This is a genomic window from Picosynechococcus sp. PCC 7117 (assembly GCF_001693275.1).
In the GTDB taxonomy this organism is placed as follows: domain Bacteria; phylum Cyanobacteriota; class Cyanobacteriia; order Cyanobacteriales; family MRBY01; genus MRBY01.
The window spans coordinates 1,114,971-1,131,171 of sequence record NZ_CP016477.1 but is presented as its reverse complement, the minus strand read 5'-3'; the positions used below and the strand labels follow the sequence as shown (position 1 = coordinate 1,131,171).

General features: G+C 44.9%; 11 protein-coding genes. 3 read left to right on the top strand and 8 right to left on the bottom strand.

The window, feature by feature from the left end; all coding sequences use genetic code 11:
- Positions 1-28: 28 nt before the first annotated feature.
- Entirely contained in the window at positions 29-277 is a 249-nt protein-coding gene (locus AWQ22_RS05505; RefSeq protein WP_157094581.1) for a hypothetical protein, read from the bottom strand.
- 118 nt (positions 278-395) lie between these two features.
- Here AWQ22_RS05505 and AWQ22_RS05500 point away from each other — a divergent pair, with 118 nt between their 5' ends.
- Positions 396-638 carry an antitoxin family protein gene (locus AWQ22_RS05500; RefSeq protein WP_065710426.1) on the top strand — a complete coding sequence of 81 codons (243 nt, stop codon included), beginning with the start codon at positions 396-398 and terminating at the stop codon, positions 636-638.
- A 111-nt stretch (positions 639-749) separates the two neighbouring features.
- On the opposite strand, the gene AWQ22_RS05495 is transcribed toward AWQ22_RS05500, so the two are convergent.
- Positions 750-3,683 carry a P-loop NTPase fold protein gene (locus tag AWQ22_RS05495; RefSeq protein WP_065710425.1) on the bottom strand — a complete coding sequence of 978 codons (2,934 nt, stop codon included), beginning with the start codon at positions 3,681-3,683 and terminating at the stop codon, positions 750-752.
- Between the two features lie 366 nt (positions 3,684-4,049).
- On the opposite strand from AWQ22_RS05495, the gene AWQ22_RS05490 reads away from it, so the two are divergent.
- The gene (locus AWQ22_RS05490) at positions 4,050-4,433 is read left to right on the top strand and encodes a hypothetical protein (protein ID WP_065710424.1); all 384 of its coding nucleotides are present in this window, start codon (positions 4,050-4,052) and stop codon (positions 4,431-4,433) included.
- On the top strand, positions 4,430-4,849 hold the full coding sequence (locus tag AWQ22_RS05485; protein ID WP_065710423.1) for an HNH endonuclease: 420 nt from the start codon (positions 4,430-4,432) through the stop codon (positions 4,847-4,849). Before AWQ22_RS05490 ends, AWQ22_RS05485 begins: the two co-directional genes overlap by 4 nt.
- A 61-nt stretch (positions 4,850-4,910) precedes the next feature.
- Here the strand turns inward: AWQ22_RS05485 and pruA are convergent, their stop codons facing one another.
- The 6 genes from pruA to AWQ22_RS05455 form a co-directional block, all read right to left on the bottom strand.
- Positions 4,911-7,931, bottom strand: coding sequence for an L-glutamate gamma-semialdehyde dehydrogenase (pruA, locus tag AWQ22_RS05480; protein ID WP_065711644.1), 3,021 nt, complete (start codon positions 7,929-7,931; stop codon positions 4,911-4,913).
- A 105-nt stretch (positions 7,932-8,036) separates the two neighbouring features.
- The gene (locus AWQ22_RS05475; protein WP_065710422.1) at positions 8,037-9,767 is read right to left on the bottom strand and encodes an ammonium transporter; all 1,731 of its coding nucleotides are present in this window, start codon (positions 9,765-9,767) and stop codon (positions 8,037-8,039) included.
- Positions 9,768-9,835: 68 nt separating this feature from the next.
- The gene (locus tag AWQ22_RS05470) at positions 9,836-10,900 is read right to left on the bottom strand and encodes a TrkA family potassium uptake protein (protein ID WP_065710421.1); all 1,065 of its coding nucleotides are present in this window, start codon (positions 10,898-10,900) and stop codon (positions 9,836-9,838) included.
- 431 nt (positions 10,901-11,331) lie between these two features.
- The gene (locus tag AWQ22_RS05465; protein ID WP_065710420.1) at positions 11,332-13,104 is read right to left on the bottom strand and encodes a hypothetical protein; all 1,773 of its coding nucleotides are present in this window, start codon (positions 13,102-13,104) and stop codon (positions 11,332-11,334) included.
- 16 nt (positions 13,105-13,120) lie between these two features.
- A complete protein-coding gene (locus AWQ22_RS05460; RefSeq protein WP_065710419.1) occupies positions 13,121-13,495 on the bottom strand; it encodes a potassium channel family protein in 375 nt (124 codons plus the stop codon).
- 224 nt (positions 13,496-13,719) lie between these two features.
- Positions 13,720-15,864, bottom strand: a complete 2,145-nt coding sequence (locus AWQ22_RS05455) for a polyribonucleotide nucleotidyltransferase (RefSeq protein ID WP_062433293.1) — start codon at positions 15,862-15,864, stop codon at positions 13,720-13,722.
- Positions 15,865-16,201: the final 337 nt, after the last annotated feature.

Here is a 16,201-nt window from a genome sequence, read left to right as displayed (position 1 = left end):
CTATCTCTCCACACAACTGAATTTTTGTTCATTGACCAAAGCCTTCAAAGTAATCTTTGTTCGTTGCCAAGTCTTCTGGAGCATCAACACATCCAACAAGATCTCCAGCAAGTTCGAGGGCACTGAACTCTTTTTCTTGCTCTGAAGTCGCCACTTTCGGTATCGGCTTGACTGTCTCAGTTTGTTTTTGTCGCCGTTGTCCACTTGCCACAATAGGTATCTGCGTAAAGTCATATTCTGGACGCAAATCGTCATTGATTTCCGAATTGTGAGGCATGTATTTTATCATGAGCAGTCTCAGTAAATCTATATTAGTATCTGGATTAAAATGAAGCTATGTCAGTAGTTTGAGTCGTTATTCGCAAGGTTGCCTGCCTTACAGAAGGAGTTTCCCCATGTCCCAAGCCATAAAAGCCGTTTATCGAAGTGGTATGTTTATCCTTCAGACAGATTGTGACTTGCCTGAAGGCGTCGAAGTGGAGCTTTTGGTGCAATCCTCTCAAGTTATTCCTCCTAAAATCAGTGACCTTGCCGCTCGACAAAACTTTCTAATGCAACTTGTAGAACGGATGCAACAAACTCCTATCCCTTCTGATGCTCCTCGGTTTACGCGGGAGATGTTGCATGAACGCGGTTGATACGAACATTCTTATTTACGTTAACGATCCTCGTGACCCGCAAAAACAGGCGATTGCCGGATCTCTTATCTCGTCATTAACAGAAGGTGTTCTGATTTTCCTGATGATTGTTCATAGTAGTGTTGGAGGTGGAGAATCTTGAAAAAAGCTAGACCAATACTCAACCCAATCATCAGAAACTTTATAAAGGGTTTTTTTATCGGCAACTTTTTTATGAATCAACCACTTCATAGCACGCAGTTCTTTCCCTCGCAAAGCTTTGGAAATATTTGTGGACTCGACTTGATTTAAGTCATCAACTAAATACTGATTAATTATTCTAGTAATTTCTGCTCCTGTAACCCATTCTTGCTCCCTTGCTTTTAGCTCAACAAGAGCCCAAAAAATCTTAGGAGGCAATCTTGAAATATTCGAATTATAATATGTGAACTCTTGTGGAACTTCTGTTATTAATTTGGGAGAACACTGATTTTCATACTCAGCAGTATCAAACAAATATTCTTGTTGATTAACGGGATGGCTTTGTGGAATATTTAAACGAGTAGTTAGCATTTCTGCAATCTTTCGAAGTTTTCGAATCATTACTTCTAGCTGACTCTCGACATTAGAGATTGTTGGAAATTGTTTTGAATGAGGTGGTGTTTCTTTCTCTAGTTGCTCAATCAAAAATCTTGCAACAACCTTGTATGCTTTTGTTTCTAGAAATAGGCTTATTCCTTCTTTCGTAAAAGGAATATCATGAACTATTTCAAAAAAATCTTTGACTAAATCAATATATTGATTAAATAATCTTTCACTATGAAAAGGTATTTCTCTACCTACAGCTAGAAGATATATTTTGTCGCAAAATATCTTCTCAGCCATTGCAACTGCAAGAGGAGCAGCTCTAAACGTATGATTGTCAGAAAGTTGATAGTCTTTGGTGAAATCTTTCTCTGTAGGAATTTCCATGCATTCAATCAATCTTTCTTTGACCATTTCTTGAATTGCTAAATTACTCCACCTTTCTTGATAGCCATATACTTTGGTAAATGTCAGTAATTCATTGAGAGAAATTCCTTTTCTCAATTCTGATGGATGTTTGCCATACATCAACATCAAGACAATTCTGACTTTCAAAAAATAACAAGGGTACTCTCTAAATATAGGAAAATATATATTAGGTAATATCGATTTACTCTCTTCATCAATATTGGCTGTTGTTAAGGCAGAAATGATATAACTGATAGACCATCCATCTCGATCATTTCCTAATACAGTATGCAAATCTTTCAAAAGAGTTAAAAAACTGCGAAGATTATGCCAAGATACGGCATTTAAAAGCCCTAATGCTTGAGATGAGTGACAGGAAGTTAAGAACGTCGCTTTGAGTGTCTCTGCAAAAATCAAACAAGCTGCTCGGAACTCGCTCCAATCTTTTCTTTGTTTCCATTTAGATAACCTATAATCTTTTTCTCCAGAGTCTGAGTAACTTTCTAGATTTTTAACGTACTCAATTCTCTTAGATATAATTTTTACTCGATTAGGAGTTTGTAAATGATAAACTATATCATCAGATCGAACATCCAAAAATCCAAATTTCTTTCCTCTAAAATAAGTGCCTTCACGCATCGTTACAATAACAGTAGCACCAGTCCGACTAGCAATCTTATGAGAGAACGTGTAAACAAATCTTTGATAATTATCTGATGTTCTGTCAATATTATCCAAAAAAAGAATAATTCCCTTCTTTTTTGTTTGTCTATAATACTTCCAACTATTGGATAAAAAAGTCTCTGGCAAAGAAGATAAGTCATCTAATCTTTCTGCTTCTTTTCGCATTAGTAACTCAGGATCCTTCTCAAAGAGAGTCGCATATGGTCCATCATGTAGAAGCTTGAGTTCTCTACCAAAGATTTTTCTCAGAGTCTTATACTTGTAAGATTCAGGTTCTCTCTCTTTCCATTCCTTATCAATTAAATCCCATAAATATCTATTGATAGTATCTGAAGTTCCATCAAATTCATTGATCAGATCTAAAATTATAGAAATATTTTCTGATTCTTGGTTAGAACCTCGTTCTTTCTCTTGTTCTTCATCAAGAATCTTATTGACAAATGTTGATTTACCACAACCGACAGAACCAACGACTAAAATAACTTTGCCTTTCTGATCTCCTGTATAAGAGTTTAGAAAGGGAACATTTTCATGATCTGGTTCTATATCTTCGATATCGGGAATATATGTTGGCCTAGCATCTTGCAATACTTGTTTCATTTCTTTTTGATACTGATCAAGTTTCGAATTGCTGATGAAACATTTTTTCAGCATCTTTTTTCTGCCAGAGTCAATGATTTCGCCGAAGAAATAATCATAAAAATCTCTTATGTATTTATGGTTTATATCTCTATCAATCTTCCATTGAATCTCAGGTAGCTTTGAATCAGGACTTAATACAAATTCGGCAGATGAGATATTAATTTGTGAAAAATTTTCTTCTAAACTGCCGTCTAATACTGATGGCTTTGATAGCAGCTCCCATAGTAAATTAAAGCGTGATGAATCGGCTAATAGATTGCCAAAATAAAAGCAATTCAAATCATTTAGTTTTTTTTGCTCTGTTCTATGGGTTTGTATCAATATCCATTCTGCACCATTTGTGAGCACAGAAAACGGTACACCCTTTTCTTGAGAATATCCTTCAGCTTGCGTTATGACTTCAGTCAATGATTGACCAAATGCAGTGCGCATGTAACCTAATGAATATTGACTCTTTTGTAATTTTTTAGTGGGGTAAATAAATGTTTGTCCGACTCTTTTTGCTTCAACAATAAAGCGGGGAATATTATCTGCTGTGATTAAATAATCAATAAATCCAACATTTTTTACCGTATGTTCAGGACAAAAATCATCTTTAGCCCAGCCCAATAAAGATAGAATTTCGTCAATAATAAGTAACCTTGTCTCTGCTTCATTAATAGCTTTGCGAATTAATGTGTCTCTATCGTATTTTTTTTGTATTTGCTCCAATCTTTTTAGAGCGTCTTCACGAGTAAGAACGAACATTTTGCTAGCCTGAAAGTAAATTCAGCGAATTTTTTTAAAAAAACGAGTATTTCAAGTTGAGTGATATTCCGACTATTTTAGCTTGCAATTTAAAGAATAAGAGCTTGTTTATTTTGGCTAACTAATAAAATGATCGCCCCCCAGTATTCCTACAGAAAGGTGATCGCCACTACTTCATCGATTAATCAACGCCTTCGATGGGTGCAAAGCCTTGACGCTGAACCTTCTCAGTCACATGACGCCGCTCTAGGAATTGCAGCAGATAGTCAGGGCCGCCCGCCTTAGAACCCACACCAGACATCTTGAACGCTAAAACCTCACGATATAATTTTAGCCAGAGTTCAACTCATTAAGTAGTCAGAATTTATGAGCACTCGCATTACGATTGAGTTACCAGATGACGTTTACCAGAGAGTTGAGCAATTTGCCCATCTCGCCAATCGTGACTTGTCTAGTGTCGTGGCGGAGAGTATTCAGCTTCTCATTCCTGCTCCCAACAATACAGCATCTCCTGCGATTACAGCCTTAGACGATGAAGAGATCTTAGGTCTAACCGAGCTACAGATGGAGCCAGAACAAGATGCTCGCCTTAGCCAGCTACTGGATTTACAACAAGCAGGGCAACTGTCCAATCCCGACTCCTCCGAACTTCAGACCTTGATGCAAATTTATCAAGAGGGACTTCTGCGTAAAGCGACAGCATTAAACGAAGCCGTAAAACGTGGATTAATTCAGCCCCTCAGCGAATGAGCTACATCCCAAAAGAGCTGCGCCAACGGGTGAGAGAAACCGCCAATAATCAATGTGGTTACTGCAAAAGCCTTCAGAAATATGTTTTAGGCATCTTAGAAATCGATCACATTATCCCAAAAGCAGCAGGCGGCTCAGACGAAGAAGATAACTTGTGGCTAGCTTGCCGTCTCTGCAATTCCTACAAAGGCACAAAAACCCACGGCATGGACATAGAGACAAATACAACTGTTGCTTTATTTAACCCCCGCACTCAGAAATGGTCAGAACATTTCATCTGGGAAAGAGAAGGTGCTTTGATTCGTGGTTTAACTGCTTGTGGTCGCGCAACAGTGCTTGCTCTTCAACTGAATAATCCCTATGCAGTCATGGTGCGACAGGCTTGGATTTCGGCAGGATGGCACCCACCCGATTAAAGTAATTGAGACGATCGCCATCCCATATTTCTACAGAAAGGCGATCGCCATTTTTTAGAAATTAATCAACTCCTTCAATGGGCGCAAAGCCTTGACGCTGGACGTTCTCAGTCACATGGCGTGGCTCTAGGAATTGCAGGAGATAGTCAGGGCCACCCGCCTTAGAACCTACACCGGACATCTTAAAGCCCCCAAACGGTTGACGGGCCACGATCGCCCCCGTAATCCCCCGGTTGATATAGAGATTGCCCACTTCAAATTCCTCCGTTGCTCGCTCGATGTGTTGCGGTGTCCGAGAATAAATGCCCCCGGTCAATGCGTAGTCTGTGCCATTGGCAACCGCTAAGGCTTCATCAAAAGAACTGACTTTAATCACCGCTAATACTGGCCCAAAAATCTCCTCCTGGGCGATCGCCTGATCCGCTTGCACATCAGTGAAAATAGTTGGGGACACATAATAACCATTGTTGGGAACTGCCGTTTCAAAGGCGACTTTTGATTGTTCCTTGCTCTTCAAGATATAGTCCTTAATTTTCGCTTGGGCTGCCCCGTCAATCACCGGCCCCATCTTGACGCTCGGATTATCCGTTTCACCGACCTGGATTGATTTCACCGCCTCCACCAAACGTTCCACAAAAATATCGTGGATTGCTTCCATCACAATGGCACGGGAACAAGCCGAACATTTCTGACCGCTATAGCCAAAGGCCGAATGGAGCACACCCGTCACCGCTTGGTCGAGGTCGGCACTGTCATCGACGATAATCGCATTCTTGCCGCCCATCTCGGCAATGACCCGCTTCAAGTGCTTTTGGCCCGGTTGGACGATCGCCGCATTGGCATAGATATTACAACCCACTTCACGGGAACCCGTAAACGCAATCAGATGCACATCGGGATGTTTAACCATCGCTGCGCCTACGGTGGAGCCACGTCCTGGCACAAACTGAAAGACACCCTTGGGGATCCCCGCTTCAATGAGGATTTCCGCGATTTTTGCACCGATCACGCTGGAGGTTTCAGCGGGTTTTAGGAGGGTACAGTTGCCTGTCACCAAGGCTGCAACGGTCATCCCTGTGGCGATCGCAAAGGGGAAATTCCACGGAGAAATCACCACCGCAAGGCCGCGCGGTTGGTAATGGTAGCGGTTGGTTTCGCCACAAACATCATATTTTTTGAAGCCCTGTACCTGGGATAAATCATCGGGTTTAACGGTATAACCCTGGTGCAAACGCTCCATTTCATCGGCGTAGTAGCGACAAAAATCAATGGCTTCGGAGACTTCTGGATCCGCTTCCTTGAGGATTTTGCCCGTTTCTAGACAAATCCACGCATTCAACTCGTGGCGACGGGCTTCCATGATGTCGGCAGCTTTGCGGAGAATGTTGGCCCGCTCCGAAACTGGGGTTTTCTTCCAGGCGGGAAAAGCGGCTTTGGCGGCGGCGATCGCCTCCGTTGCTTGCTCTAGGGAAATTTGACCAACTTTACCAATGAGTTCTGTGGAACGGGAGGGATTCACCGAGTCCACAAAATTTTCGGTTTGTACATATTCACCGTTGATGTAGGGCAGATAACGTTTGCCAAGCTGTTTTTTCACCTCGGCGATTGCAAATTGGGACTTATCCCGCAGTTCTGGCTCGGCATAATCAACGTTGGCAGCCCCGGCAAATTGCAGATGACTACTATCAAGGTCGTGAATCGTTGCCTTGAGATCACCAGTGGGGGGCGCGATTAATTCTTCAACGGGACGCTCTTCTAGGTTCTGGCGGAGGAAAGAACTATTAGCGGTATTTTCCAACAAACGCCGGATTAGGTAGGCCATGCCCGGCAAAATTCTGCCGTAGGGACAATACACCCGCACCCGATAACCTTCTTTTACCAACGCCTTCGCAATTTGGTCGCCCATGCCGTACAGCACTTGACATTCAAAATTACGCCGGGGAATATTCAGTTCTTTTGCAATCGCACAGGCCACCGCCTGGGAACGCACATTATGGCTGGCGATCGCCCCGTAGAGAAATTGATGATTTTCCAACAGCAGCCGGGTCATGCGTTCGTAATTAATATCCGTCGCGCCCTTTTCGTTAAAAACCGGCTGTTCCCAATGGTTTTGCAGCGCCGTAATCGTTTCTTGATCCCAGTAAGCCCCTTTCACTAAACGGACAGTGACAGGGGTACCCCGTTCCTTAGCCCACTCAATTAAACTTTCTAAATCGGCGTAAGAATCCCGCAAGTAGCCCTGTAAAGTCACGCCAATGTCACTGCGGTGCCGAAATTCCGCTTCTAGCAATACATCTTTCAAAATCTGGAGGGTGAGGGTTTTATATTCGTAATGCTCCATATCAAAGTGCACCGCAACCCCCAATTCCTGGGCATGGCGTAACAATAGCCGCACCCGTTCCGCCACATTCTCCTTGCTGCCCACTGGATCGAGGGGATCAAACTGGGAATAAAACGCTGTCAATTTTACGGATACTTGCACCTTGGCGAGATCCTCCCCGTCCGCCGCATCAATGGCATCGACCTTAGACCAATGTTTTGCCGCTGTCGCCAAATCCGCCATTAAATCGAGGTAAGTTTGCTGATATTTCTGGGCTTCTGATTCGGTGATCACTGCCTCGCCTAAGAGATCAATGGTGAACGCCATTTTGTCTCGACGCAGACGTTCAACGGTTTTTAGCACTTGCTTGACGTTTTCCCCCGAAATATATTTAAACGCGAGGGTTTCCACGGATTTACTAATGGTTGCGGCCGCGATCTGTGCCGGAGGAGAATGGGGTTCAGTAAAATTGAGGATTTTTTTTAAGGCTCCGGGTAACTCCACCGACTCATCCCCTAGATACTGTTGGAGATGCTGGGCGATCGCCGTATTGTCCTTGAGGGCTGGCAACACATCAATGAAGCGAAACAGTTGCACCCGCAAATGGGGATTTTCCATGGCCCAGCCTAGCAATTTATCATCTAGGCGCATCTGGTCTTGGATTTTCGAGAAAAATGACCGTTTTTCCCTGGTGGCAGCGATTAACTCCCTGGCAATTTGTTGGGTACGCGCTTCGTAACGATCCTGAGCATCGATGACCACAGCTAACAATTCTCCGAAAAGACCTATGGTTTAATTTTCCCGGAAAAAGGCAGGCCCAAGGGTAGAGGCTTTGTCAGTGTTTCAGGACTTGGTGAATTTATATTTTCAATCGCTCCAATCTGCGGCAACTGGCTGATTTTCTCCAGAGGCAACGTTGGTAGCCTGCACTTGTGTTAAAAATTGCCCAAAGCTGGTGGCGGCGATCGCCATGTGGATGATTTCGGCCATGGTCAGCGCCGGGGGCAAATCGGGTAATTGTCCTTGATAGGTGAGACTCGGCTCCCCAAACCGCTGCTGGAAAATTTCTCCGAGCACGGCCTTCAGGGTCGTTTGTTGTTGCTGCTGTAGTTGTTCGAGGGCCGCTGTTTGCTGGTTAATAGTCTGGAGCAATTGTTGGAGGGAGCGGCCTAAAATGCCCAATTCATCGGGGCGATCGCCAAAACTGGCAAGCAAATCGGGGTCAAAATTTTGGTGCTCAATGGCGGCCACGGCCATTGCGGTGATTGTATAAAGTTCCTCTAGGGATTCGGCATTTTCCCGGTGATTTTGTTCGAGGGCGTCGATCACTTGGTTGTAACGGGTGGCAATGTGGCCAATTTCCGTAAAGGGTTCTACGGGTACCCGCAGGGTCAAGTCTTGGGTCGCGGCCTGGTGATCCATCACCTGAAACAGTTCGTAGGCATCGGTCTTCGCTCCATGTTCAGAAATATTCAAACCCAGGGCTTCGGCTTCCGGGGAAACCCGCAAGGGATACCACCGCTGCAACAGTTGCAAAATTAGCCAAGTCAGCCCCGTCCCCCAGACAAGGGCGATCGCCACCCCCAAGAGTTGTACCAACAGTTGACTATGGCGGGCTTCAACATTGCCAAATAAACCGACACAGAGGGTTCCCCACAGTCCCGCGCCCCCATGAACGGCGATCGCATCCACCGCATCATCAATTTTGTAGCGCTTTAAAAGACTCGACACCCACCGGGCTACTCCAGCCGCCGTTATCCCCACCACCACCGCCAAAGGGCTCGACACCAGATCACAACAGGCCGTAATCGCCACCAGCCCTGCCAGGGAACCGTTAATAATTTCCTCGACCTCTGAGCGCTTGAGATACCATTGGCTGAGGAGCATCGCCGTCACCATCCCCGCAGTTCCTGCCAGCACTGTATTCGTAATAATTTGGGGCACCTGGTCATTAAAAACGAAGGTACTTCCCCCGTTAAATCCCAGCCAGCCCACCCACAACAGCAACGCCCCCAAAACGGCAAAGGGCAAGTTCGATCCTTGGATTTTTTGGGTTCCCGTGAGGGTAAATCGCCCTTCTCTGGCTCCGACTAAAAGCAAGGTGCCCAGGCTCACCCAAGCCCCCATGCTATGCACCACCGTACTGCCCGCAAAATCCAGAAACCCCAGTTGTCGCAACCAGCCCGCTTCGTTCCAGGCCCAATGTCCAAAAACCGGATAGATAAACCCCGACACCAGGATCACAATGATGATATAGGCTTCAAACTTGAGGCGTTCGGCGATCGCCCCCGAAATAATCGTTGTGGCCGTACCGCAAAACATCGCCTGAAATAGGAAAAAAGCGGCCTCTTCGGGGTTGCCAGTCGTGCCCAAAAAGAAATTGCTTCCACCGATCCCTCCCCATTGGGATAGCCCAAACATCAAACCATAGCCAATCCCCCAGAACAGCATCACCGACAGACCAAAATCGGAGAGGTTTTTAACGGCCACATTAATGTTATTTTTTGTGCGGGTCAGGCCAGATTCGAGGCACATAAAGCCAGCTTGCATCAACAGTACCAAACCAGCACAAATTAGCAACCACAGTTGATCAATCATAAAGTAATGGGTTTCCTTAGAAACGGATAATTCATCGGGATTAAATTAATTTTGCTGAGGAAAAAAGCTTATTTAGGTTGAAATAATTGATAAAACCGGGCAAATTTAGGAATGTCTTCTTCGTGACCCAAAACCACTAAAATATCCCCAGAAGTCAACATTAAAGTTGGACTTGGATGGGTGATAAAATCGCCTTGAAATCGCCGTAAAGCCACCACAATAAAAGCCCCTTTGCCGCGAATTTCTAGCTCCCGGACTGTTTTCCCCACGAGGGATGATTGGGGGGCGATCGCCAACTCGATCATCTGCACATTAATTTGTTGCAAAAGATCATTCAGTTGTTCTTGTTGAGAAGACTGACTAAAAAAATCCGTTGCGGGAGGTGTCGTAATCAAATTAGCCATCCGCGCCCCACTAACACTGGCCGGTAAAATGACGTGGTTTGCCCCTGCTAACCGGAGCTTTTTTTCGGTACTGGGCACTTCCCCCCGCGCCAAAATCATTAAGTCTGGGTTCAATTCCCGGGCAGTCAAAGTAATAAATACATTGCTGGCATCGCTATCAAGCACCGTCGCTAAAGCCTTGGCCCGCCGAATGCCTAACCCCTGCAAAATCAGCTCATCTGCCGGATCTCCCTCCTTAGTCAGATAACCCCGCTGTTCGGCGATCGCCAATTGTTCTGGATCAATACTGAGCACCACAAAAGCGTGTCCCGAATCTTCAAGTTTTTGGGCTAAAATTTGGCCAATATAGCCAAAGCCACAAATAATAATGTGATTTTCTAAATTGGAAATGCTTTTGCGCTGTCTTTCTGCCTCAAACGCCCGATTAATCTCTCCCTCCGTCACCATTTGCACAAATCCTCCCACCCCATAGATGGCCGCTGATGTCCCCGCTAAGATGACAAAAATCGTAAATAGTTTTTCCGGCGTCGTCTCCAGGGGCTTGACTTCTCCATATCCCACCCCAAACACCGTGATCACGACCATATAAAACGATTCTAGGGCCGTCCAACCAAACAGCATGTAGCCGCAGATCGCAATCACAATGGTGATTAAAAAAAAGATCGACCCAGTTGTTACCCGTTGAAAAGGGGTTTGGGAAAATTGAGGTGCAGCGTGGGGACGATCCATACCCTGAATAACTTTAAAGCGATCACGATGGTTACCCTAGAGTATGGCAGTTTCTTTCAATCTAGCTTGTATCTAATTTAGCTTCCCTGAAAATCGCAGTTTTCTGGAATTTAGCCTTAACCTTTTGCTTGAAATTTCTTACTCCGGAGAAAATTGATTGATTTGTTCTTCTGGTGATTTTACAGAGATAGATAATGGCATTAAATAAGAAAAATTCCCAAGCCGCTTGAGGATTTTATGTTAAGTAAAAACCCTGAAAAACGACGGTATTTATCCCAAATTCTGCAGCTAAATTGAGGGGATAAGATGTAGAAAATTAGTATTAATCTTGATGGTGGGTAGACGAGGCTGCCAGAAACAATTCCTGCAACTTAAAATGAATGACATCAGTCATTTTTTTAGAGGTATGGAGACGATTTCATAAGATATGTTTAATCACTTCTACCACCACCTAATAACCACATTAAATTAAAACCAACGCTCACATCATCATCAGATTGACGAATTAGGCTACCAATATTTCCTTTGCCTGAGGTGTTGGTACCATAAACTCCTAAACCAAAATTGGATTTGGGAAATAAATAACGCGCACCAGCTGCCCAAACAAAGGGATCATCACTAAGCATAGGAGTTACTTCACCAATTAGCTGTAGTCCGGGAGACAGCTGTAAATTAACACCTAAACCTGCACCAACAATGCTCTCGTCAGAAAATAACGCTACTTTCGGATTTAACGTAAAACTAATCGTATCATTGGGAGAATAAGCAAAAGATAAATCTCCTAAAAAGGAATCGGTACCATCTTGAAATACAAGTGCAATTCTCGAACCTAAGGAAAAGGGATCACCTTGGGCCTGATTCAAAAAATTAAGTTTAGTCGCAACACCAGATTTAAAATTATTTTGTAACGGCTGATCATTATCTGCTAATTGCGAAGCTAGAAATTCTATTTGAGCGGTATCACTGAGACCAAAACTAAGCTGTGCGCCACCACTGTCCCCATCAGTAGTAATTCCACCATCCAAAAGAATCATGCCTTTACGAACAGTGGTAGGACTACTAAGAAGAATGCCATCAAATAGTAATTGCTTCTCTCGATACGTCATAGGGGGAAAAGGATTATCTCCAAAGTTCCCCCGATAGGTTTGAGCAAGATCAGGTGTATATCTAAGCTTAAATAGAGCTCCTACTTCATCACCATTGGGTAGAAAGGTTAGTAACTTAGTTGCTGGTGTGGTGCCTAGCCGGTTGGTCACTGAAAAATCCAAGGCGAGATTCGGACTATGCAAATAACTAAAACCAGCATTCCAAACCACTTTTTCGCTAATACTACCGTCTGTATTGACGCTATTGCCGCCAGAAGAGCCAATCGGAAAATTAATGTCCGCTAGCAAACCAAATCTTTCGCTTAATTGAAGAGTTATCCCTGTACCAACATTAAAGAAAGTACCGTAGAAATCTCCCCCATTAACGGTCTCAGGGAAAATCGTCGCTCCAGCCACTGCATGCCACTGAGCATTTTCGGAGATGTTATATGTCACTGGTAATTGAATGGTACCAGCCAGAACATTATCTTTTTGGCGGGCAGAAGTACCTTGTTCACTGAATAAACCATTTTCGGAACGGACTTGTATCCATTCAAGTGAACCAACAATCCCAAGACTATAGGAAGGCTCTTCGATCAGCTTGTATTTAACATTTGGTGCTACAGATGAAAAAGTTAGATTAGTTCTTTCTCCATTAAATCTATCACCTAAAACATCATCAAAAAATGAGACATCCGCACCTATTTGTAACCTGTCCGTAACACCATACTCAATAGAACCATAATATACTTGTAACCCCACACCAGTGGATTCTGAATTAGTAGGATAGACAATAAATCCAGAACTAAGATCAAGAACGCCTGAAGGCAATGTAGTTGCTGATTCTATAGTTGCAGGCTCTAAAAAATTAGCCTCGAAAGGACTGGTCGAATATTCAATGACTCGATTTCCTGTGACTGTTTCTTCTTGAGTATCGGCATCTTCCTGCTCAACAATATCTGAAATCAGTATCTGAGCACTATTTTCTAAGTCGAAAGCATTTGTATCTGTAGAAGTTCCTATCAGAGATTCGTTGACTTCATCTGCTGCAGCCACAGCAAAAAAACTAGTCACTAAATTGATAGAGAAAAGATATAGGCTTAGTTTTTTTACATTCATGGCAACAGCTAATTGATTAATCTACACAATGATAACGCCTTAAATCATATCCAGATCTTTTTTTGAAGTCAATGATGGCCGCTGATGTCCCCGCTAAGATGACAAAAATCGTAAACAGTTTTTCCGGCAGCGTCTCCAGGGGTTTGACTTCTCCATATCCCACCCCAAACACCGTGATCACGACCATATAAAACGATTCTAGGGCCGTCCAACCGAACAGCATGTAGCCGCAGATCGCAATCACAATGGTGATTGAAAAAAAGATCGACCCAGTTGTCACCCGTTGAAAAGGGGTTTGAGAAAATTGAGGTGCAGCGTGGGGACGATCCACACCCTGAATAACTTTAAAGCGATCGCGATGGTTACCCTCGAGTGTGGCAGTTTCTAGCAAACCAGCTTGTATCTAATTTAGCTTCCCTGAAAATCACAGTTTCTTAAAGTCTAATCTTAATCTTTTGTTGAAAATTTCTTACCTTGAAACAATTTGATCAGTTAGGCTATTCCTTCGACCGTTTGACGACGATAAATTCTGGTGCCAAACAAAAAAATCCCCCAAGTGACTTGGGGGAAATTACATTAAATTACAACACCGAAAAATCGTGATGTTTTATATTTTTATTGAGCAGCAACCCGAGCGGCGGCTGCTTCATCAGGATGGATCCCTAGGCGGGTGAGATTAATGCGTCCTTTATTATCAATTTCGCGCACTTTAACCACTACTTCATCACCGACAGCAACTTCATCTTCGACTTTGCCTACGCGACCTTCTGCCAGTTGCGAAATGTGAATCATGCCCTCTTTCCCCGGCATAATTTCCACAAAGGCACCAATTTGAATAATACGGGTGACTTTACCGAAATACACATCCCCTTCGTTGAGCTTGCGAGTCATGTTTACGATTAGGCGCTTGGCTTTCTCGGCATTTTCCGACTCAGAGGAGGCAATCGTTACGGTACCGTCATCGGCAATATCCACCTTGGCACGGGTTTGCTCGGTAATCCCTTTAATGGTTTTGCCACCAGGGCCAATGACCATCCCAATTAAATCAGGATCAATCTTAATGGTGAGCAGACGGGGAGCGGCTGGGGACAATTCCTTCGGCTCGGCAATGACATCGGTCATCTTTTCAAGGATATGGAGGCGAGCGGGCAAAGCTTGCTTAATCGCTTCTGCGACCACCTCAACGGCCAGGCCAGTGATCTTCATATCCATCTGGAGGGCGGTAATTCCGTCAGCTGTCCCGGCAACCTTAAAGTCCATGTCGCCGAGGAAGTCTTCAATCCCTTGGATATCGGTGAGGATACGGACTTCTTTTCCTTCTTTGATCAGCCCCATCGCGGCACCACTCACGGGCTTTGCAATGGGTACCCCAGCGTCCATCAAGGCCAGGGTAGAGCCACAGACAGAGCCCATAGAGGTAGAGCCGTTGGAAGATAAGACTTCAGAAACGACCCGAATGACATAGGGAAATTCATCCTTCGGCGGCAATACGGGTAAAAGGGCGCGTTCGGCTAAGGCCCCGTGACCAATCTCCCGACGGCCAGGCGATCGCATTGGGCGAGTTTCACCCACGGAGTAGGGGGGGAAATTGTAATGGTGCAAGTAGCGCTTTTCGTCGGAGGGATGTAAATCGTCCATCTCTTGGGCATCACCGGGCGTTCCGAGGGTGGCAATGGATAAAACCTGGGTCAGACCTCGGTTAAATAAACCGCTACCATGGACGGCTCTCGGTAACACAGCAGTGCGACAGGAAATGGGGCGCACTTGATCCAATTTACGACCATCAACCCGAACCCCATCTTCGACGATTTGGCTCCGCATCAGCTTTTTCGTCAGCGCCTTGAAAGTGTTATCAATGAGCTTGGGTTCTTCTGTGGTTTTCAGCCGCAGTGGTGCATCTTCCGGCAGAGCTTCAATGGCCTCAATGATTTCTGTTGCTTTGATTTCATCGAGGGCGGCATCGCGACCATTTTTATCGAGATCAAATTGACTCAAGACTTTTTTGATCTTGTCCGTGGCGCGATCGCCAATGAATTTTTCGAGTTCCTCATCCTTAGCAGGTGGCTCAGCGCTAACCATTTCAACGCCAAGTTCCTTCATCAGCGCGCGTTGGGCTTCGATCAACTCTTGGATCGCCTCGTAGGCGAAATCAATCGCCTCGATCATGTCCGCTTCTGGCAACTGATTGGCTCCGGCCTCAACCATGATCACACCGTCGGGGGTGCCAGCAACCACGAGGTCTAAATCCCCATTCATCATTTCTCGGTAGGTGGGATTGAGGATAAAATCATCCCCCACCAGACCAACCCGGACGGCAGCCATCGGCCCGTAGAAAGGTAAACCCGCGAGCAATGTGGCCACAGAAGCCCCCGTCACAGCGAGAACATCCGGCGGCACCTCTTCATCGAGGGAGAGCGTTGTGGCGACAATCTGAATATCGTCCCGCAACCACTGGGGAAATAGCGGGCGCATCGGTCGGTCAATGAGGCGCGAAATGAGCGTTGCCCGTTCTGGGGGTCGGCCTTCTCTTCTTAGATAACCACCGGGAATTCGTCCTGCTGCGTATAACCGTTCTTCGTAATCTACCAGCAAAGGTAGAAAGTCAATTCCTTGTCTGCCAGGGGCTGTCGTTGCACTGACTAAAACCGCTGTATCTCCTGATTCAATTAAAACTGACCCGCCGGCCTGAGGCGCAAACAAACCTGTTTTTAGTCGAATTTCTCGCCCATCGAAAGAAATCGACTGAATATGTTCTTGCATTATTGCGTGTTGTCCTTTTGTTTATGATCACTTTTCTTCGTTCTGTGGCAATCGTAACACTTTATGCTGGCCCCGATCCTAGACAGCATTGGCGATCGCCCCTGGTTCCTTGAACTCCCAAAAATCTCCTTCAAAGCGTCAATCTCTGTCTCAAGAATTAAGAACTGTCATGTTTTTCTGATACGCCCCTTGCCAAGGCTCACTTTCTCCGCTTATAATGCTCGCTTGTGGCTAAATGTAACCAGTTATACGAAGTTTCCTGACGAAGCATAGAACCCCTGCCCCCTTGTTCGTCGCATCGGTTCAACCCAGAAACAGGCTTCCCTCAGGCTGCATT

Excerpts from the sequence above, each read along its gene's own strand:
- AWQ22_RS05495 (WP_065710425.1), bottom strand. The coding sequence starts at position 3,683 with ATGTTCGTTCTTACTCGTGAAGACGCTCTAAAAAGATTGGAGCAAATA.
- AWQ22_RS05485 (WP_065710423.1), top strand. The coding sequence starts at position 4,430 with ATGAGCTACATCCCAAAAGAGCTGCGCCAACGGGTGAGAGAAACCGCC.
- AWQ22_RS05455 (WP_062433293.1), bottom strand. The coding sequence starts at position 15,864 with ATGCAAGAACATATTCAGTCGATTTCTTTCGATGGGCGAGAAATTCGA.
- AWQ22_RS05500 (WP_065710426.1), top strand. The coding sequence starts at position 396 with ATGTCCCAAGCCATAAAAGCCGTTTATCGAAGTGGTATGTTTATCCTT.
- AWQ22_RS05470 (WP_065710421.1), bottom strand. The coding sequence starts at position 10,900 with ATGGATCGTCCCCACGCTGCACCTCAATTTTCCCAAACCCCTTTTCAA.
- AWQ22_RS05505 (WP_157094581.1), bottom strand. The coding sequence starts at position 277 with ATGCCTCACAATTCGGAAATCAATGACGATTTGCGTCCAGAATATGAC.
- AWQ22_RS05490 (WP_065710424.1), top strand. The coding sequence starts at position 4,050 with ATGAGCACTCGCATTACGATTGAGTTACCAGATGACGTTTACCAGAGA.
- AWQ22_RS05465 (WP_065710420.1), bottom strand. The coding sequence starts at position 13,104 with ATGAATGTAAAAAAACTAAGCCTATATCTTTTCTCTATCAATTTAGTG.
- AWQ22_RS05475 (WP_065710422.1), bottom strand. The coding sequence starts at position 9,767 with ATGATTGATCAACTGTGGTTGCTAATTTGTGCTGGTTTGGTACTGTTG.